Below are 16921 nucleotides of genomic sequence, written 5' to 3'. Positions count from 1 at the left end.
ATACGGGCTTTCAGCCCTTCATCGCCTTGGCGAGGGTATTCAGACGGGTGCGGATCGAGCCGTCGATGCGCTGCGATCCGATAGTGACAACGAGGCCGCCCAGCAGATCCGGGTCGACGCTCGACTTGAGTTTTACAGTGCGGCCCTGGCTGGCAGTGAGCCTGTCCTTGAGCTGCGCAAGCTGCTCGTCGCTGAGCGCATGCGCGCTGGCAACTTCAGCGGAGACTTCACCGCGCTGCGCGGCAGCGATGGCCCTGAAGGCGCGGATCATGTTGCCGAGCGCGGAAAGGCGGCGATTGCTGGCCAGCACGCCGAGGAAATTTGCCGTCAGATCCGACAGGCCGAGGTGAGCGGCAACTGCGGCGATTGCTTCGCCTTGTGCCTTGCGGCTCAACTGGGGATTGCTGGCGACTTCGCGCAGTTCCGCCGATTCGGCGAGCGCTGCGTCGAGCGTCTCAAGGTCCGATTCGACGGACGTAACAATGCCGCCCTCGGCCGCGAGCTCGAACAGGGCCGAGGCGTAACGCCCAGCAAGGCTAGCCTGTATACCGGCGGAAATATCCACGCGTCTTACGTCCTTCAGGATCTGCGAAAATAACGTTGCACCGCTTTAACCGTTCCGGGCACGTAAGGGGGCGCCCCGGCAAAGCTGGCGCGCGACTAGCAAAGGGTCCGGCATTAAGCAACCCGGCTTTCACGCCTTTTGCAATGGTGCGGCTTGGCCTAGTCGCCCCAGACCTGCCTGAGCCTCGCGTCGCGGCCGCAACCCTGGCGGTAGAATCTGTAGCGTAGCGGATTCTTCCTGGCGTAGTCCTGATGGTACCCTTCAGCCCTGTAGAAAGCGCTCTTGGCGATAATCTGTACCGCTACAGGCTTTCCCAAGCGCCGCTCCACCCGGGCCTTCGAGGCTTCGGCGAGCTTACGCTGCGCCGCATTCACCGGGAAGATCGCGGCGCGATACGATTCGCCTTTGTCGCAGAATTGGCCAGCGGGATCGAATGGGTCCACATTCTTCCAGAACTCGTCGAGCAGCTGCGAATATTTGACCTTGCGGGGATCGTAGATGACGCGCACTGCCTCGAAGTGACCGGTCCCCCCGGCGCTGACCTGCGCATAAGTTGGATTGCGTGTGGTGCCGCCGGTATAGCCTGACACCGCCTCGATTACACCCGGCACCGCTTCCATGTCATGCTCGGCGCACCAGAAGCAGCCCATGGCGAAATAGGCTTCGGCACGCGCTGGCAGCGGCGTGTCCTTCGCCTGCGTGAATGCCGACAACAGCGCTGCGGCGAATATCGCGAGGATCAGCCTCATGACGATTTGGGCATGCGCTTGGCGGGCACAAACTCCATCGCATCGCCATTGATGCAGTGGCGCCTGCCGGTGGGGGGAGGTCCATCGTCAAACACGTGCCCCAGATGCCCCCCGCAGCGGCGGCAGTGCACTTCGGTCCGCACACTGAACCAGCTCCTGTCGATGCTGGTTCCGACATTGCCCTTGATCGCGCGAACGAAACTCGGCCAGCCGGTGCCGCTGTCGAACTTGTCCGCGGAGCGATAGACAGGCAGCGCGCAGCCCGCGCAGGTATAAAGGCCAGGGCGCTTTTCCTTCAGCAGCGCGCTAGTGAACTGCCGCTCGGTCCCCTGTTCGCGAAGAATGTAATATTGTCGCGCAGTGAGCCTGCGCTTCCACTCGGCATCGCTGTAAGCGACCTCAAATTTGCGCGCGGGCTTGGCATTGGCGAATTGAGCGCGAGTGGCCAGACCCGCGAACAGTCCGGCACCAGCGATCATTATATTGCGCCTGTTCATAGCCTGCACCTCGTTGCCGAATACGATTGTAACCGCCATTTGGTTCCGCTTGGGCTATTCCTGTCCCGATGAACTGATCCTTGCTTTGGGCTCGCACTTATAGACCAGCCGCTCGTTGGGGCGCGGCGGCAGCATGCCAATCACGCTTTGCTGTTGTTCGCCCAGGGTGGTTGCAGCATTGGTGCTGCCGCATTGGGGCGCATCATAGGCGCTGCGCGCTTCACGGGCCAGGGCCATCGCATCGCGGCCCAGTAGGTAGTGCTCGCTCAGAAAAGTGCGCGTTTCCGGATCGTAACGGTTGATGGCCACCAATTCCTCGTCATCGGATACCAGCACGCGCGTCCATTCGCCATTGTTGAGGCCGTATTGCGTACGTGCGTTGACACAGCCATCGGCCGCCCAGTCGAACTCGACATCGTCGGTGCGCGCGCTGGTGACACGGCTGCGTTCGGGCACGAAGGTGCACAGCATAGTCCCTTCGCGCGCTTGCGAGACGGGTTGGTCGGTCTGCTCGCCTATCTTCGCCTTCATTACCGCTTCAACCCGCCTGTCGATCTCGTCGATGCCGGGGCGCGAAACCCATAGTGCCACAGCAGCTACCAGCGCCGTGAAGGCAATTCCACCGGCGATGGCCATGCGCCGTTCGCGGTCTTCCTGTTTGCGGGCCTGTTCAGCAAGATAGCCCGCAGCGATCGCCACGAGCAGCAGGATCAGCGCCAAAGCCATGGCGTTCTCACGCTCTTGCTGCACTTCCAACTGAGCTTCGAACTGGGCACGGTCGCGGCGCTGGGCCAGTTCGATTTCGCGCGCATCAATCCGTTCGCGTGCTTCGGCGCGCTGCTGTTCCAGCCGCGTGCGCTCAGCGGCTTCAAGATCGTCAATGCTGCGGCAGGGCAGCGCATTGACGCTGACATCAACTTCGTTGCTGCGCAGGAAAGGGAGTATCTCGCGAACCGAAACGGCGAAGTAGAACTCGGCGTCCGAACCGTCCGAATCCGCGCCGAAGCTGTTGACGCCCAGCACGCGCCCGCATCCGTCAAGCAGCGGCCCGCCCGAATTGCCGCGCCCGATCGGCGCTGTATGCAGGATAGTGTCGAACTGGCGGCTGGGGCGTGCGCCCGACAGGAATCCACGGCTTTTCACCGGCGGCTGGGCGCGGAAAATATCACCGATATCAAGCCCCTGCGCACGGTCGACATTCATCGGGTAACCAACCGCAGAAACCTCTCCCATGTCTCCCGCAATGTTGCCCGAAAGCGTCAGTGGCGGCAGGCGCAGGCTGCCCTCGGTAATCTCTATCAGTGCCAGATCGTTGCGCGGGCTGACCGAAAGCGGGCGGGCATAGGCTGCTTCTTCGCCCTGCGAGGGCACCACGCCGATGCGCAGGGTATCATCCTGCAGCGCCTCGCGGATGACATGTGCGCTGGTGATGATCTGTGTGGGCGAAACGGCAAAACCCGATCCGTGGCTGACCGGATAAACTTCGCGCCCGTCCGTGCCGATGATCACCACGCGCACCACGCCGCGCGCCGCCGCTTCGATATCGGCCGGATCGGCCTGCGCCGTATGCGGCACGGACAGTGCGAACAAGCAGGCAAGAAATGTCAACAAGCGGCCCATGGCACCGCTGTTTGACGCCCAAATGCTTTGACCGCAAGCTTCGGGATGCAGTGAGCGGTGCTTTAACCTATCAAGGGCAACATGAGCAGTGAGACAATCCATCAGGATGAAGCCTGGGCCGCGGTGTTGCGGCGCGACCGCAGTTTTGACGGACGCTTTGTCACCGGGGTGCTGAGCACGGGCATCTATTGCCGCCCGTCCTGCGCGGCGCGGCACCCGGCGCGTGGCAATGTGCGTTTCTTTGCGACCGGATCCGAAGCCCGCGCTGCCGGGCTGCGCGCATGCAAGCGTTGCCTGCCCGATGATGTGGCGCGCGACGAAGCAGCGGTTCTGGCGGCAATCGATGCGGTCAAGGCAGGCGAAACGGCTTCGCTGGAGGAGCTGGCTACCATCACCGGCTATTCACCAACCCATTTCCAGCGGGTGTTCAAGCGCGCAACCGGGCTTTCTCCGGCCGCTTATGCTCGCGCGCTGCGCGAAGAGCGCGCCCGCGACAAGCTGGGAAATGCAGAGCGCGTGACCGATGCGATTTACGACGCTGGGTTCGAGGCATCGAGCCGCTTCTACGAAGGGATGAAAGGCAAAATGGGCATGACGCCAAGCGACTGGAAGAATGGCGGCGAGGGCAGGGTGATTAACTGGGCGGTGGTAAAGACCACGATTGCGCCGATGCTGGTCGCGGCAACAGAGAAAGGCGTCTGCTGCCTTGCCTTCAACGAGGGCGAGGCGGAACTGCAGGCCCGTTTTCCCAAGGCCCGGCTGGTGCATGGCAGCGAGGAATTCCGCGAGCTGTTCGCTGCAGTAACGCAGGCGGTCGAGCGGCCCGGTTCCGGCGCCGGGATCCCGCTCGACGTCAAAGGCACGGCATTCCAGCAGCGCGTGTGGCAGGAACTGCGCCGTATCCCGCCCGGCGAAACGCGCAGTTATGGCGAACTCGCCGCGGCGCTGGGCAAGCCCGCCGCCAGCCGCGCCGTGGGCGGTGCCAACGGAGCCAACAACATCGCGGTGCTGATCCCCTGCCACCGAGTGATCCAGGCGGATGGGTCGTTGGGCGGCTATGCCTATGGCACCGATATCAAGCGCGAATTGCTCAAAAGGGAGCGGACCAACAACTAATTTGATTGCGTAGCCATTCGATCGGCGCCATCGGTTGCGCGTTTCGGGAGGCTTTCGAATGACAAGACCGCTTTGGCGCAGAATCGTCGATTTTCCGCTGGTCGCACTTGCGATCGCATTGTTGGTGCTTGTCGGCACAACCTCGGGTTTTGGCTGGCTGGTTGAGCAATTGCCGGACATCGCCAGCCCGGACGCAAGCCGTCCGTTCAAGGTCATTGCGCTCATTGCCGTACTGCTGATCATCTACAAGCTTGTCGTTCGGCATCTGGGCGAAGCGCCGCACGATGACTTGCCGTGGCACCGTGCTCCGCGCGAACTGGCGCAAGGGACGCTGCTTGCATTTGTGTTGTTCTCGGCGATCGTGGCGATTGCTGCGGTGCTGGGGTCCTATCGAATTATCGGCTGGGGCGGCGGCGAAGATTTCGTAATGATCCTGTTTGTCGCCGGTTTTGCTGCCGGTTTCGTTGAGGAACTGATGTTTCGCGGTGTCCTGTTTCGCTGGCTTGAGGATTTCGGGGGCAGCTGGTTTGCGCTGGCAGTGACTTCGGGTCTGTTCGGATTTGCCCATATTGGCAATGACAATGCGACGTGGCTGTCGTCGCTGGCAATTGCGCTGGAGGCAGGCATCCTGCTGGGCGGAGCCTACATGGTAACCCGTTCGCTGTGGTTCGCGATCGGTATCCACTTCGGCTGGAACGTGACTCAGGGGTTCATCTGGGACGTGCCGGTTTCGGGCAACGATGTTGACGGCATGGTCGAAGCGCAATTGCGCGGCAACGAGCTGCTGAGCGGCGGGGCCTTCGGGCTCGAAGCATCGGTAATCGCCATGGTCATGGCCACGACCGTGGGAGCCTACCTCGTTTGGCTGGCAGTACAGCGCGGCGAGCTGGTGCAACCATGGTGGGTTCGCCGCAGGGTTGCGCGCATAGCTGCCGCTGCTGCAACCTGATCCACTAATCCGGTTTGGCCGGCACGCCCCCGGCTGCGCCTTGGTTAGCGCGCGCCGATAGGCGCGGTGCGCTCACGCATTGCGGGCCATCAGCCCGCCATCGACCGGGATCGCCGCGCCGGTGATATAGCTTGCGGCGGGTAGTACCAGCGACAGCGTGATATGCGCGACCTCTTCAGGTTCGCCGTAGCGTTTGAGCGCGGTGCGGCGCTTGGCGAAGATTACCTTGTGTTCATCGGGCACCTTGTCGGTCATCGCGGTGCGGATCGGGCCGGGGCAGATGCAATTGACCGTGATCCCTTCAGGGCCAAGGTCGACCGCAAGCCCGCGGGTGAGGCCGATCACCCCCGTTTTTGCCGCGACATAGGGCGTGTCGCCCGGCGTTGCGCCCAGCCCCTCGGTCGATGCGATGTTGACGATGCGTGCGGCATCACTCTGCCGCAGATAGGGCAGGGCGGCACGCACCATGCGCTGCTGCCCGGTCAGCATAACCGCCAACGCACGGTGCCAGACATCCTCGTAAGCCTCGTCATCAAGCGCACAGAAGCTTGAGATACCAGCGTTGTTGACGAGGATGTCGATCGCGCCGAAATCTTCCGCCACCTGCGCCACCACGCGCTTGATCGCTTCACCATCGGACACGTCAAGCGCATAGGGCCGCGCGTTCAGCCCGCATTCGCGCGCCACCGCTTCGCATGCTGCCAGGTCAAGATCGGTAACCGCCACCTTTGCGCCTTCGCTGGCGAACAGCTTTGCCGTGGCGCGGCCCATGCCGCTCGCAGCGCCGGTAACGATGGCTACCCGGCCCGCGATCGAGCGGGAAAAGCCTGGGCCCTCGCTCACCGGAACGGCGGTTCATTGAAGGCGCGCAGCTTGCGGCTGTGCAGCCGATCGCCTTCATTGCGCAGCCGCGCGCATGCCTTGATGCCCATTTGCAAATGCGCCGCGATGGCCTCTTCGTAAAAGCTGTTGGCCTGGCCCGGCAGCTTGATCTCGCCATGCAACGGCTTGTCGCTGACGCACAGTAATGTGCCATAAGGAACGCGGAAACGGTAACCCTGCGCGGCGATGGTGGCGCTTTCCATCTCGATCGCGATCGCGCGGCTTTGCGAAAAGCGCTTGGCGCTGCGCGAATAGAGCAGTTCCCAATTGCGGTCATCGGTGGTGACCACGGTTCCGGTGCGCATGCGCTGTTTGAGGTTGGCGCCCTGAACGCCCGAAACTTCTTCAGCAGCGCCGGCGAGCGCAAGCTGCACTTCGGCGATCGGCGGGATCGGGATTTCGGGCGGCAGCACGCTGTCGAGCACATGGTCGTCACGCAGATAGGCATGCGCGAGCACGAAATCGCCGATCTTCTGGCTTGAGCGCAAGCCGCCGCAGTGGCCGATCATCAGCCAGCTGTGCGGGCGCAACACCGCGAGATGATCGCAGATCGTCTTGGCGTTGGAGGGACCGACCCCGATATTGACCAAAGTGATGCCGCGCTTATCTTCACGGATCAGGTGATAGGCCGGCATCTGGTGCTTGCGCCAAGCGGTGTCTGACAATTGGTCGCGCGCGCTGTCCGTACGCTCATGAATATTGAGTCCGCCGGCTCCAGTCAGTGTGGTGTAGCCTTCGCTGCCGATTTGCTGGCCGGCCCAGTCAACGAATTCATCGACATAGCGGTGATAGTTGGTGAACAGGATGAAGTGCTGGAAATCTTCCGTGTTGGTTCCTGTGTAATGCGCGAGCCTTGCCAGCGAGTAATCGGTGCGCAGCCCGTCAAACAGCGACAGCGGCATGGCAAAATCGGGCTCTGCCACTTCGTGCCCGTCGGCCAGCTCGTCGCCGATCAGCGCCAGATCGGTTGAGGGAAAGTGCTTGGCCAGTTCCTGTGGTGCGATCCCGGCCATTGCAGCGCCTGCTTCGCCGTCAAGCACATATGGAAAGGGGATTTCCTGGCGCGAACGGGCGACTTCAAAACGCACATCGTAATCCGCCTCGATCAGCGAAAGCTGTTCCTGCAGATATCCGGCAAACAGTGTCGGGCGCGTGATCGTTGTCGCATAGGTGCCCTGCTGCTCCAGCCGGCCAAAAGCACGGGAGCGGTCGGATGGCGCGCCATCGCCAGAAAAATGCACCCGCAATTCGGGATAGGCATAGCTGCCGTCTTCGCGTTTGCGCTGTGGCGGAACAGCGCCTGACCGCGCATATTCGATCACATCCTCGCGCAGCGCGGCAACCGCCGCGTCAAAGTGTTCATTGAGTTGCTGGAGGATATGTTCGATATTGCTCATACGGCGGGATTACTCCTCTTGTTCTGATTTTCAATGACAGTCCTGCAGCGCGATAGCGCGGCTGTTACAAAAAGGGCGCGGCCTCTCGGCCACGCCCCTTGCTGGTTCGGAAAAATAGAACGCCGGATCAGGCTTCGTCTTCCTCAACCGTTTCTTCGAGCATGTCGGCCGGAATTTCGCCCGGCTCAAGGTTCGGAGCGATGCGGTTCGCTTCAGCCTGTTCCTCGATTTCCTTCTGTTCGTCTTCGAAAATCTGGGCGAGAACGTCGATACCCTTGCTCTGCAGTTCGGCTTCGTCGTCCGAGCGCGCGACATTGGCCTTCACCGTCACATGCACTTCCGGGTGCAGCGCAACGGTGACGTCATGCATGCCGATCATCTTGATGGGGTGGCCCATCACGACCTGCTTCTTGTCAACATTGTGGCCCTGTGCCTCGAGCCCGGCGACGATGTCGCGCACGTTTACCGAACCATACAGCTGGCCGGCATTCGAAGAGGCGCGGATCAGCACGATCTCTGCACCGGCAACCTTTGCACCCAGCTTTTCGGCTTCGCCGCGCTTCTCGGCGTTTTCCTTTTCCAGGCGCTCGCGATTCGCTTCGAAAACCTTCTTGTTGGCTTCGTTGGCGCGCAGGGCCTTCTTCTGCGGAAGCAGGAAGTTGCGGGCGAAACCGTCCTTCACGGTCACAACGTCGCCGATAGAACCCAGCTTCTCGATCCGTTCGAGGAGGATGATATCCATGTTCGTTCTCCTCTTACTTCACGATGTAGGGCAGCAGGCCGATGTGGCGAGCGCGCTTGATCGCCTTGGCGAGTTCGCGCTGCTTCTTGGCCGAAACGGCGGTGATGCGCGACGGAACGATCTTGCCACGCTCGGACATGAAGCCCTGCAGCAGGCGCACGTCCTTGAAATCGATCTTCGGTGCGTTCTTGGCAGCGAAGGGGCAGGATTTACGGCGGCGGAAAAACGGGCGGGCCATCAGTCGCGCTCCTCACGGTCTGTGCGGCGCTTGCGCTCGCGGTCCTGTTTGCGCATCATTACCGAAGGGCCTTCTTCATGCTCGTCCACGCGGACGGTCATGTAGCGGATCACATCTTCGTTGATACGGGTCTGACGCTCAAGCTCGGCGACGACCGAACCCGGTGCGTCAATGTTGAGCATCACGAAATGCGCCTTGCGATTGCGCTCGATCTTGTAGGCGAGCGATTTGAGGCCCCAGGTTTCGGTTTTGGTGACCTTGCCTTCATTCTGTTCGACGATTTCGGTCGCCGCAGCCGCCAGCGCATCGACTTGAGCCTGGCTCAAGTCCTGACGCGCGAGAAAGATATGCTCATAGAGAGCCATCTCGCTTCCTTTCACTTCCTGCCGATCGCTGGCCGTTCCGCGCGGTTCGCGGGCGCCCCTCCGGCTTTCTTCACAAACACCCGCAAGCCGCAGTCCGGCCCAGGGGATGCGCGCACATAGCGGGTTTGCCGGCGAATGCAAGCCTTGCGCAGTCGGCGCGCTGCGGGCAGTGCGGCTTCAGCGAAGCTTTCAGGAGGTGTGCGGTGCCCGGTGGTTTGATGGCCCTGCTTGATGACGTATCGATCATCGCACGGGCAGCGGCGGCATCGATTGACGATGTCAGCGTGGCAGCAGGCAAGGCCGGCACCAAGACGGCGGGCGTTGTGATCGACGATGCGGCGGTGACGCCGGGCTATGTCACAGGCCTTTCGCCTGCGCGCGAGTTGCCGATTATCTGGAACATCACCAAGGGCAGCCTCAAGAACAAGCTGCTGATCCTGCTGCCCGGCGCGCTGCTGCTGAGCTGGCTGCTGCCACAGGCGATCATCTACCTGCTGATGCTGGGCGGGGGCTACCTTTGTTATGAAGGCGCTGAAAAGGTGATGGAGAAGCTTGGCGGCAGACATCACGGCGAGACGCTGGAAGATCCGATCGAGGATCTGGCGGAGTTCGAAAAGAATCGCATCAATGGGGCGATCCGTACCGATCTGATCCTGTCGGCGGAGATCATGGCGATTTCACTTAACGAGATTGCGACGATATCGGACAGTTTCTGGATCAGGGCCATGGCCCTGGCGCTGGTTGGCATTGCCATCACCCTGCTTGTTTATGGCGCGGTCGCGCTGATCGTGAAGATGGACGATGTCGGCCTGCATCTGGTTCAGCGTGAGAACGGCTTCGCGAAAAAGATCGGGAAGTTTCTGCTCCACGCCATGCCCAAATTGTTGACTCTGCTCTCGGTAGTCGGGACGATCGCGATGCTGTGGGTCGGCGGCGGGATCGTCCTGCACGGGTTGGAAGAAATCGGCCTCAACGCGCCCGCCGATTGGGCGCACGGCGTGCAGCACGCGGTGGAAGGGTTCACGGGTGCGCTGTCGGGCGTGCTGGGCTGGGCCAGCTATGCGGGGGTTTCAGCGCTGTTCGGGCTGGTGCTGGGCGCATTCATCGCGCTGGTCCTGCACAAAATGGTGAGTGCAGGAGCCGGTGAGGCGCATTAGGACTGCAATATGAGTAAGCCAGTTCTCTACACTTGCGCCGGATCGCGTGGGCTTCGCGCCACTTGGGCTGCCGAGGAAGCCGGAGTCGATATTGACCTCACGCTGCTGCCATTCCCGCCGCGCTATCTTGCGCCCGAATATCTCGAACTCAACCCGCTGGGCACTGTGCCGCTGCTGGTCGACGGGGATGCGCGCATGACCGAAAGCTGCGCCATTGCGCATTACCTTGCCAGCAAGGACGGTCCATCGCCGCTGGTCGTGGCGCCGGGCGAGCCGGACTACGCCGCCTATTGCGATTTCACCTACCACGCCGACGCCACGATCACTTTCCCGCAGACGGTCTATATGCGGTTCGCGGTCTTCGAGAAGGAGAAGGGCTGGGCCGAGGCGGGCGAAGCCTATGCCAAGTGGTTCTGGAAACGGCTGGTGAAGCTGGAACAGCGGCTGAAGGGCCGCGAATATCTGTGCGCCGATCGCTTTACCGTGGCCGATATCTGCTGCGGCTATGCGCTGATCCTGGCCCAAAGAGTGGGGCTGGATGAAGGCGTGCCTGAAAGCCTCAAGGCCTATCGCGAGCGGTTGACTGCGCGCGAAGCATATCAGCGTGCCGTGGCCCGCGAGAGCGCAGGTCCTGCTGCGATTTAGCCTAGCGCGGCGAAGATCGAACGCGCAAATTCGGTAAGCGTGTCGTCGCGCGCGCCCATCACCACGATCCGGTCGCCCGGCTGCGCCAGTTCCACGATCCGCGCGCCGCAATCTTCGCGGGCAGGGATATGCTCGGTATTTCCGCCCGCTTCCCCGATCAAGGCAACGATCCGTTCGGTCCCTTCGCTGCGATCGACCGTGCCGCCGAAATAGACCGGGTCGCACATGATGGTGATGTCTTCCGGCCCAAGCTCGCGCGCGAAGGTTTCGGCCAGTTCGCGGCCCATCTGGCGCAGCGGGCCATAGCCATGCGGCTGGAAGAAGGCGATCACGCGCCCGGGATGCGCCTTGAGCGTGCGCAGGGTGGCGGCGCATTTCTCCGGATTGTGCCCGAAATCGTCGATCACGGTGATCCCGCTGGCACTGGTGCCGATAATGTCGAACCTTCGCGCCAGCCCCGCGAAGCTCGCCAGCGCCTCCACTGCAACGCTGACTGGTACACCGGCGCAGGCGGCCCCGGCAATCGCGGCTAGCGCGTTGGAAAGATTGTGCCGCCCCGGCATGTGCAGCACCAGTGGATGCTCGCTGGCATCGTGCCGGTCCACCACTACCGCTGCTTGCCGCACAGGCCCATCGGCAATGCTGCCGGGCACCACACCGATCTGCGCCTTCTCCTGCTCGATCCCGAAGGTAACCACCTCCTTCGCATGCGGTAGCAGCGCCAGCGCCTCGGCATCGTCGGCATTGATCGTAGCGATCCGGCTGCGGGCGAGATATTCAGTGAACAGAATGCGCAGCTCGTCCATAGTCTTGTGGTCGAGGCTGACATTGGTCAGCACACCCACCGCCGGGCGATAGAGCGCGATCGAACCGTCGCTTTCATCGACTTCGCTGACATAGATGCTGCGCCCGCCAACAACTGCGCTGGCGATGGGGCGATCCGGCGTGACGAAATTCTTCATCACTGCGCCGTTCATGATCGTGGGTTCGCGCCCGGCGACCTGCATGATCCACCCCAGCATACCGGTGACGGTCGATTTGCCGCTGGTCCCGGCAATCGCGATCCCCGCGCCGCTGGTATTGAACAGGATCGAATTGAGCTCCGCGCGGGTCAGCTTCAGGCAACCCAGTTCTCTCGCGCGCAACATTTCGGGCACCGTATCTTCGATCGCGGCGGAAGCGACGAGGATCTGCTCTTTCGAGGTGATGCCACTGCCGTCTTGCGGGAACAGGGCGAAGCCCTGGCGTTCGAGCGCAGCGAATTTTTCCGGCGTGCGGCCCTGGTCGCGGCTGCGGTCCGATCCGCTTACGCTCGCACCACGCCCGGCCAGGATCTGCGCCAGCGGCAGCATGCCCGATCCGCCGATCCCGCAGAAGAAGAAGGGGCGCGCCAGCAGCTCGTCATAGGTGGGGAATTCGGCCATGCCCGGACCGGTATTGAGTTGTGCGGGGCAAGACAAGCGGGCAGAGTGGCGCCATGACCAGAATTGCCGTCTGCGCCCCTGCCACGCCGATCACGCGCGAACACGCCGAAGCTGCCGAGCTTCTGGTGGCAGATGAGTTCCCGCAGCATTCGATTCACTTCCACGAGCAGTGCTTCACAAGCGCGGGGCATTTTGCGGGCAGCGATCTCGAGCGGCTTGAGGCGCTGGTCGAACTCGCCAATGATCCGGCCTATGATGCCGTTTGGTTTGCCAAGGGCGGCTATGGCTCAAACCGCATTGCCGAGGCGGCAGTGGCGCGCATGAACGCGGCTGCGCGGTCCAAGACTTATGTCGGTTTTTCCGACATGGGCTATCTGCTGGCGGCATTCTATCGCCACGGGATCGGACAACAGGTGCATGGTTCGATGCCGGTCAGCGCGCGCAGCGATACCGGGAGAGAGGCAGTGCGGCGGGTGCTGCGCTGGTTTTCGGGGGATGGCAGCGGGCTTGAGCCAAGCCTTGACGGGCAGACCCCGGCGGTCGCCTTCAACCTCATCACTCTGGCGATGCTCATCGGCACCCCGCTGATGCCCAGGCTCGACGGGCATGTGGTCATGGTGGAGGAAGTGAGCGAGCACCTCTATTCGGTTGACCGGCTTTTTTTCCACATTGTCAACGCCTTGCCGCGGATTGCCGGACTGCGGCTTGGCGCAGTGACTGACGTGCCGGAAAACCATGTTGAATTCGGTCAGTCGCCAGAGGAGATTGCGCAATTCTGGTGCGCGCGGGCGGGCATCCCCTATCTCGGGCGCGCAGAGATCGGACACACAGCGTTTAACCGGATCGTGCCCTTCGGCCTTGCGAGTCCGCCGACGGCTGGCTAACCGCGCGGATTAAATTTCGAGCAGGTGGCCAGGCCACTAAAAACAAGGATATTCAATGCGGGCATTCATATTTCCGGGGCAGGGCAGCCAAAAGGTCGGCATGGGAGCCGATCTGGCCGGGGCAAGCGCGGCCGCACGCGAAGTGTTGGAAGAGGTTGACGAGGCGCTGTCGCAGAAGCTTTCCGCGATCATGCGCGATGGGCCGGAAGACCAGCTGACGCTAACCGAGAATGCCCAGCCTGCGATCATGGCCAACGCCATCGCCACGCTACGGGTGCTTGAGCGCGACTTCAGCGTTTCGCTGGCAGAAAAGGGTGCCTGCGTCGCGGGCCACTCTCTGGGTGAACATTCGGCACTGTGCGCGGTCGGGGCATTTTCGCTGGCCGACACTGCGCGGCTGCTCAAGCTGCGCGGCCAGGCGATGCAGGCGGCGGTACCGGTGGGCCAGGGCGCGATGGCGGCACTGCTCGGTGCGGATATTGACAAGGCGAGTGCGCTGGCCGCAGCTGCCGCGCAGGGTGAAGTGTGCGAAGTTGCCAATGACAATGACCCGACTCAGGTGGTGATCAGCGGGCACAGGGGCGCCATCGAGCGCGCCATCGAACTGACCAAGGATCACGGCATCAAGCGCGGAATCCTGCTGCCGGTCTCGGCACCGTTTCATTGCTCATTGATGCAGCCTGCGGCGGACCGGATGGCCGAAGCGCTCGAAGCGACGCCGCCGGGGCCGTTCAGCCTGCCCGTCTATGCCAATGTCACGGCGGCGAAGATTACCGATCCGGCCGAAGAGCAGCGCCTGCTGGTAGAGCAAGTCACGGGCCGCGTACGCTGGCGCGAAAGCGTGCTGGCGATGCGCGCGAGCGGGATCGAACAGTTTGTCGAACTGGGCGGCAAGGTGCTCGGCCCGATGGTTGGCCGGATCGACAGGGAGGCGGCAACCGCCAGCCTTGTGACGATGGAAGATATCGAGAATTTCGCGAAGGAGCTCGGCTGATGTTTTCACTCAAGGGAAAGAATGCGTTGGTTACGGGTGCCAGTGGCGGCATCGGCTCGGCGATCTGCTGTGCCCTGGCCCGCCAGGGCGCCCGCCTCGCAATTTCGGGTTCGAACGCAAGCAAGCTGCGTGCCTTCCGCGAACAGCTCAACGATGAATACGAGCACGACAATGGCGATCATGTCGAGATCACCTGCAATTTGTCCGACACCGTGCAGGTCGAAGAGTTGATTCCGGCCACGGTCGATACGCTCGGCAGCATCGATATTCTGGTCAACAATGCCGGCATTACGCGTGACAACCTCGCGCTGCGGATGAAGGATGAGGAATGGGATGATGTGATCCGCATCAACCTTGAATCGACCTTCCGGCTGATGCGCGCCGCTGCCCGCCCGATGATGAAGAACCGCTTTGGCCGCATCATCTCGATCACCAGCGTGGTGGGCGCGACCGGCAATCCGGGCCAGATGAACTATGCCGCGGCCAAGGCGGGCATCGTGGGCATGACCAAGAGCTTCGCGCAGGAAGTGGCGAGCCGCGGGATCACCGCCAATTGCGTGGCGCCTGGCTTCATCCGCACTGCCATGACCGCTCAGTTGCCCGATGCGCAGAAGGAGGCGCTTAACGCCCGTATCCCGATGGGCCGCATGGGCGAGGGCGAGGATATTGGCGCTGCAGTGGCCTTCCTTGCGAGCCGCGAGGCAGGCTATATCACGGGCCAAACGCTGCATGTGAACGGCGGCATGGCGATGCTGAGCTAGGGTTTGCGGAATTTTCGCAAGAAATTTGCGTCTTTTCCCCAAGGAATCGGGCAAGCGAAAGCCGCGAACTTGCCGCATTTGCCGCTTGCGCTAAGGTCAAACCAGATTTTTCCGGCGCTGTGGGGCGATTCCGGCCTAGGGCGCGCATCAAGGGGTTGAGAAGGACCTATGAAGGCCACAATCGAACGCGCGACGCTGCTGCGCTGCCTGTCACACGTTCAGTCGGTGGTGGAGCGGCGCAACACCATCCCGATCCTGTCCAACGTTTTGCTCGATGCGAGCGATGGCGGCACGCTGAAGGTGATGGCGACCGACCTTGACCTGCAAGTGGTCGAGAACATGGCCGCAGCCTCGGTTGAGGCGCCGGGCGCGATCACCGTTTCCGCGCACCTGCTGTTCGACATTGCGCGCAAGCTGCCTGAAGGCAGCCAGGTCAGCTTCGAAACCTCGGACAACCGGATGGATGTCAAGGCCGGGCGCAGCCGCTTCAAGCTGCCCACTTTGCCGCGTGACGACTTCCCTGTGATTGTCGAGGGCGAACTGCCAACCAGTTTCGAAATCCCCGCCAAGCAGCTTGCCGAGCTGATTGACCGCACCCGTTTCGCGATCTCGACCGAGGAAACCCGCTATTACCTCAATGGCATCTTCCTGCATGTGACGGATGACGACACGCCGGTGCTGAAGGCTGCCGCCACTGACGGCCACCGGCTCGCGCGCTTTACCCTGCCTCGCCCCGATGGCGCAGAGGGCATGCCTGACGTGATCGTGCCGCGCAAAGCCGTGGCCGAGCTGCGCAAGCTGCTGGAAGAATCGATGGACGGCAATGTCCAGATCGACCTTTCGGCCAGCAAGATCCGCTTCACCCTGGGCGGTGAGGGCGGCGTGGTGCTGACCAGCAAGCTGATCGACGGGACCTTCCCCGATTACAGCCGGGTCATCCCGACCGGGAATGACAAGCTGCTGAAGCTCGATCCCAAGAGTTTCTACGAGGGTGTTGACCGCGTGGCCACCATCGCCACGGAAAAGACCCGCGCGGTGAAAATGAGCCTTGAGAACGACAAGGTCACGCTTTCGGTCACTTCGCCCGACAATGGCACCGCGGCAGAAGAACTGGCGGCGGATTACAATTCGGGCGACCTCGAGATCGGGTTCAATGCCAATTACCTCAAGGATATATTGAGCCAGATCGACAGCGACACGGTGGAGCTTCACCTGGCCGATGCCGGCGCGCCGACGCTGATCCGCAAGGACGAGAAGAGCCCGGCGCTCTATGTATTGATGCCAATGCGGGTTTAGTCCGGGGTGGCGGCCGAAGTCCGCATCTTCGGCACGGTCATTTCGACCTATACGCGGATTATCGAGATCACCGCCGAAGAGGCGGGCCTGAGCCACGAGACCATCGCCACAGCCGCCAATTCGCCAGCGAACCGGCACCCTTTCGGCAAGGTGCCGGTGGTCGAGGTGGACGGGCTCGAGCTCTATGAGAGCGTGAGCATCGCGCAATATATCGACAATGCGCATAATGGCGGCGCGCTGCAGCCACGCCATCCCGCCGCGCGCGCGGTGATGGACCGCTGGATTGCGATCGCCAACAATTACCTCTTCCCCTTGTTCGAACATGGCCTGCTGATGCCGTGGATCATGCATCTCTATGCCGGGCTGCCGCTTGACGAACAGAAGATCGCGCGCAGTTTGCCCAATATCTCGCGCGCGCTGGCATTCTGCGACGCGGAGATCGCCCATGACGGCGCCTGGAGCGCAGGCGCATTCGATCTGGCGGACGTGTTCCTCTATCCGATGCTGCGCGGCGTGCAGCTGACCCCGCAGGGCAGGGCAGGGATTGCCCAATGCCCCTATCTGTCGGCCTGGATGGCGGTGACGGAGCAGCGGGGCAGCATCCGCGCAACCCGCTGGGAAAGCGAACCGGACTAGGCTA

General features: G+C 62.3%; 19 protein-coding genes. 9 read left to right on the top strand and 10 right to left on the bottom strand.

Going from position 1 to position 16921, the window contains the following annotated elements:
- Positions 1 to 10: 10 nt before the first annotated feature.
- From ACX2DJ_RS10210 to ACX2DJ_RS10195, 4 genes are all read right to left on the bottom strand, one after another.
- Entirely contained in the window at positions 11 to 565 is a 555-nt protein-coding gene (locus ACX2DJ_RS10210; protein ID WP_462572416.1) for a F0F1 ATP synthase subunit delta, read from the bottom strand.
- A 158-nt stretch (positions 566 to 723) separates the two neighbouring features.
- The gene (msrA, locus tag ACX2DJ_RS10205; protein ID WP_462572415.1) at positions 724 to 1314 is read right to left on the bottom strand and encodes a peptide-methionine (S)-S-oxide reductase MsrA; all 591 of its coding nucleotides are present in this window, start codon (positions 1312 to 1314) and stop codon (positions 724 to 726) included.
- On the bottom strand, positions 1311 to 1793 hold the full coding sequence (gene msrB / locus ACX2DJ_RS10200; RefSeq protein ID WP_462572414.1) for a peptide-methionine (R)-S-oxide reductase MsrB: 483 nt from the start codon (positions 1791 to 1793) through the stop codon (positions 1311 to 1313). Before msrB ends, msrA begins: the two co-directional genes overlap by 4 nt.
- A gap of 72 nt (positions 1794 to 1865) precedes the next feature.
- Positions 1866 to 3431 (bottom strand): trypsin-like peptidase domain-containing protein, encoded by a 1566-nt coding sequence (locus ACX2DJ_RS10195; RefSeq protein WP_462572412.1) that lies wholly within the window; start codon positions 3429 to 3431, stop codon positions 1866 to 1868.
- 81 nt (positions 3432 to 3512) lie between these two features.
- On the opposite strand from ACX2DJ_RS10195, the gene ACX2DJ_RS10190 reads away from it, so the two are divergent.
- Together ACX2DJ_RS10190 and ACX2DJ_RS10185 are read left to right on the top strand one after the other, a co-directional pair.
- On the top strand, positions 3513 to 4547 hold the full coding sequence (locus tag ACX2DJ_RS10190; protein ID WP_462572411.1) for a bifunctional transcriptional activator/DNA repair enzyme AdaA: 1035 nt from the start codon (positions 3513 to 3515) through the stop codon (positions 4545 to 4547).
- A 58-nt stretch (positions 4548 to 4605) separates the two neighbouring features.
- Positions 4606 to 5496: a CPBP family intramembrane glutamic endopeptidase gene (locus ACX2DJ_RS10185; RefSeq protein WP_462572410.1), complete on the top strand. Its 891-nt coding sequence runs from the start codon at positions 4606 to 4608 to the stop codon at positions 5494 to 5496.
- A gap of 72 nt (positions 5497 to 5568) precedes the next feature.
- Here the strand turns inward: ACX2DJ_RS10185 and ACX2DJ_RS10180 are convergent, their stop codons facing one another.
- From ACX2DJ_RS10180 to rpsF, 5 genes are all read right to left on the bottom strand, one after another.
- Positions 5569 to 6339: an SDR family NAD(P)-dependent oxidoreductase gene (locus ACX2DJ_RS10180; protein ID WP_462572409.1), complete on the bottom strand. Its 771-nt coding sequence runs from the start codon at positions 6337 to 6339 to the stop codon at positions 5569 to 5571.
- Positions 6336 to 7775, bottom strand: a complete 1440-nt coding sequence (locus tag ACX2DJ_RS10175; RefSeq protein ID WP_462572408.1) for an AMP nucleosidase — start codon at positions 7773 to 7775, stop codon at positions 6336 to 6338. Before ACX2DJ_RS10175 ends, ACX2DJ_RS10180 begins: the two co-directional genes overlap by 4 nt.
- Before the next feature lie 127 nt (positions 7776 to 7902).
- Positions 7903 to 8517 (bottom strand): 50S ribosomal protein L9, encoded by a 615-nt coding sequence (rplI, locus tag ACX2DJ_RS10170; protein WP_462572407.1) that lies wholly within the window; start codon positions 8515 to 8517, stop codon positions 7903 to 7905.
- A gap of 13 nt (positions 8518 to 8530) precedes the next feature.
- Positions 8531 to 8755, bottom strand: coding sequence for a 30S ribosomal protein S18 (rpsR, locus tag ACX2DJ_RS10165; RefSeq protein ID WP_462572406.1), 225 nt, complete (start codon positions 8753 to 8755; stop codon positions 8531 to 8533).
- Complete coding sequence (gene rpsF, locus ACX2DJ_RS10160) at positions 8755 to 9120, bottom strand: 30S ribosomal protein S6 (protein WP_462572405.1); 366 nt, start codon at positions 9118 to 9120, stop codon at positions 8755 to 8757. The genes rpsR and rpsF overlap by 1 nt, the downstream gene beginning before the upstream one ends.
- Before the next feature lie 203 nt (positions 9121 to 9323).
- Here rpsF and ACX2DJ_RS10155 point away from each other — a divergent pair, with 203 nt between their 5' ends.
- Positions 9324 to 10277 carry a DUF808 domain-containing protein gene (locus tag ACX2DJ_RS10155; protein WP_462572404.1) on the top strand — a complete coding sequence of 318 codons (954 nt, stop codon included), beginning with the start codon at positions 9324 to 9326 and terminating at the stop codon, positions 10275 to 10277.
- Positions 10278 to 10286: 9 nt separating this feature from the next.
- A complete protein-coding gene (locus tag ACX2DJ_RS10150; protein WP_462572403.1) occupies positions 10287 to 10922 on the top strand; it encodes a glutathione S-transferase family protein in 636 nt (211 codons plus the stop codon).
- On the opposite strand, the gene ACX2DJ_RS10145 is transcribed toward ACX2DJ_RS10150, so the two are convergent.
- Complete coding sequence (locus ACX2DJ_RS10145) at positions 10919 to 12346, bottom strand: glutamate ligase domain-containing protein (protein ID WP_462572402.1); 1428 nt, start codon at positions 12344 to 12346, stop codon at positions 10919 to 10921. The two genes, ACX2DJ_RS10150 and ACX2DJ_RS10145, sit on opposite strands and share 4 nt — an antisense overlap.
- Positions 12347 to 12399: 53 nt before the next feature.
- Between ACX2DJ_RS10145 and ACX2DJ_RS10140 the strand changes: the two genes are divergently transcribed.
- From ACX2DJ_RS10140 to ACX2DJ_RS10120, 5 genes are all read left to right on the top strand, one after another.
- Entirely contained in the window at positions 12400 to 13230 is an 831-nt protein-coding gene (locus ACX2DJ_RS10140; protein WP_462572401.1) for an LD-carboxypeptidase, read from the top strand.
- A 55-nt stretch (positions 13231 to 13285) separates the two neighbouring features.
- Positions 13286 to 14224 (top strand): ACP S-malonyltransferase, encoded by a 939-nt coding sequence (fabD, locus tag ACX2DJ_RS10135; protein ID WP_462572400.1) that lies wholly within the window; start codon positions 13286 to 13288, stop codon positions 14222 to 14224.
- Complete coding sequence (gene fabG / locus ACX2DJ_RS10130) at positions 14224 to 14985, top strand: 3-oxoacyl-ACP reductase FabG (RefSeq protein WP_462572399.1); 762 nt, start codon at positions 14224 to 14226, stop codon at positions 14983 to 14985. Before fabD ends, fabG begins: the two co-directional genes overlap by 1 nt.
- A gap of 168 nt (positions 14986 to 15153) precedes the next feature.
- Positions 15154 to 16281 (top strand): DNA polymerase III subunit beta, encoded by a 1128-nt coding sequence (gene dnaN / locus ACX2DJ_RS10125; protein ID WP_462572398.1) that lies wholly within the window; start codon positions 15154 to 15156, stop codon positions 16279 to 16281.
- Between the two features lie 6 nt (positions 16282 to 16287).
- Complete coding sequence (locus ACX2DJ_RS10120; protein ID WP_462572396.1) at positions 16288 to 16917, top strand: glutathione S-transferase family protein; 630 nt, start codon at positions 16288 to 16290, stop codon at positions 16915 to 16917.
- Positions 16918 to 16921 lie beyond the last annotated feature (4 nt).

The sequence above is a fragment of the Altererythrobacter chaiwopuensis genome (assembly GCF_054957755.1).
Note: the sequence above shows the minus strand (reverse complement) of the source record. Positions and strands in the feature narration are given on the sequence as shown.

Bases quoted from the DNA above. Each gene is read 5' to 3' on its own strand.
- msrA (WP_462572415.1), bottom strand. From the start codon at position 1,314: ATGAGGCTGATCCTCGCGATATTCGCCGCAGCGCTGTTGTCGGCATTC.
- msrB (WP_462572414.1), bottom strand. From the start codon at position 1,793: ATGATCGCTGGTGCCGGACTGTTCGCGGGTCTGGCCACTCGCGCTCAA.
- ACX2DJ_RS10195 (WP_462572412.1), bottom strand. From the start codon at position 3,431: ATGGGCCGCTTGTTGACATTTCTTGCCTGCTTGTTCGCACTGTCCGTG.
- ACX2DJ_RS10190 (WP_462572411.1), top strand. From the start codon at position 3,513: ATGAGCAGTGAGACAATCCATCAGGATGAAGCCTGGGCCGCGGTGTTG.
- ACX2DJ_RS10185 (WP_462572410.1), top strand. From the start codon at position 4,606: ATGACAAGACCGCTTTGGCGCAGAATCGTCGATTTTCCGCTGGTCGCA.
- ACX2DJ_RS10175 (WP_462572408.1), bottom strand. From the start codon at position 7,775: ATGAGCAATATCGAACATATCCTCCAGCAACTCAATGAACACTTTGAC.
- rplI (WP_462572407.1), bottom strand. From the start codon at position 8,517: ATGGATATCATCCTCCTCGAACGGATCGAGAAGCTGGGTTCTATCGGC.
- rpsR (WP_462572406.1), bottom strand. From the start codon at position 8,755: ATGGCCCGCCCGTTTTTCCGCCGCCGTAAATCCTGCCCCTTCGCTGCC.
- rpsF (WP_462572405.1), bottom strand. From the start codon at position 9,120: ATGGCTCTCTATGAGCATATCTTTCTCGCGCGTCAGGACTTGAGCCAG.
- ACX2DJ_RS10150 (WP_462572403.1), top strand. From the start codon at position 10,287: ATGAGTAAGCCAGTTCTCTACACTTGCGCCGGATCGCGTGGGCTTCGC.
- ACX2DJ_RS10145 (WP_462572402.1), bottom strand. From the start codon at position 12,346: ATGGCCGAATTCCCCACCTATGACGAGCTGCTGGCGCGCCCCTTCTTC.
- ACX2DJ_RS10140 (WP_462572401.1), top strand. From the start codon at position 12,400: ATGACCAGAATTGCCGTCTGCGCCCCTGCCACGCCGATCACGCGCGAA.
- fabD (WP_462572400.1), top strand. From the start codon at position 13,286: ATGCGGGCATTCATATTTCCGGGGCAGGGCAGCCAAAAGGTCGGCATG.
- fabG (WP_462572399.1), top strand. From the start codon at position 14,224: ATGTTTTCACTCAAGGGAAAGAATGCGTTGGTTACGGGTGCCAGTGGC.
- dnaN (WP_462572398.1), top strand. From the start codon at position 15,154: ATGAAGGCCACAATCGAACGCGCGACGCTGCTGCGCTGCCTGTCACAC.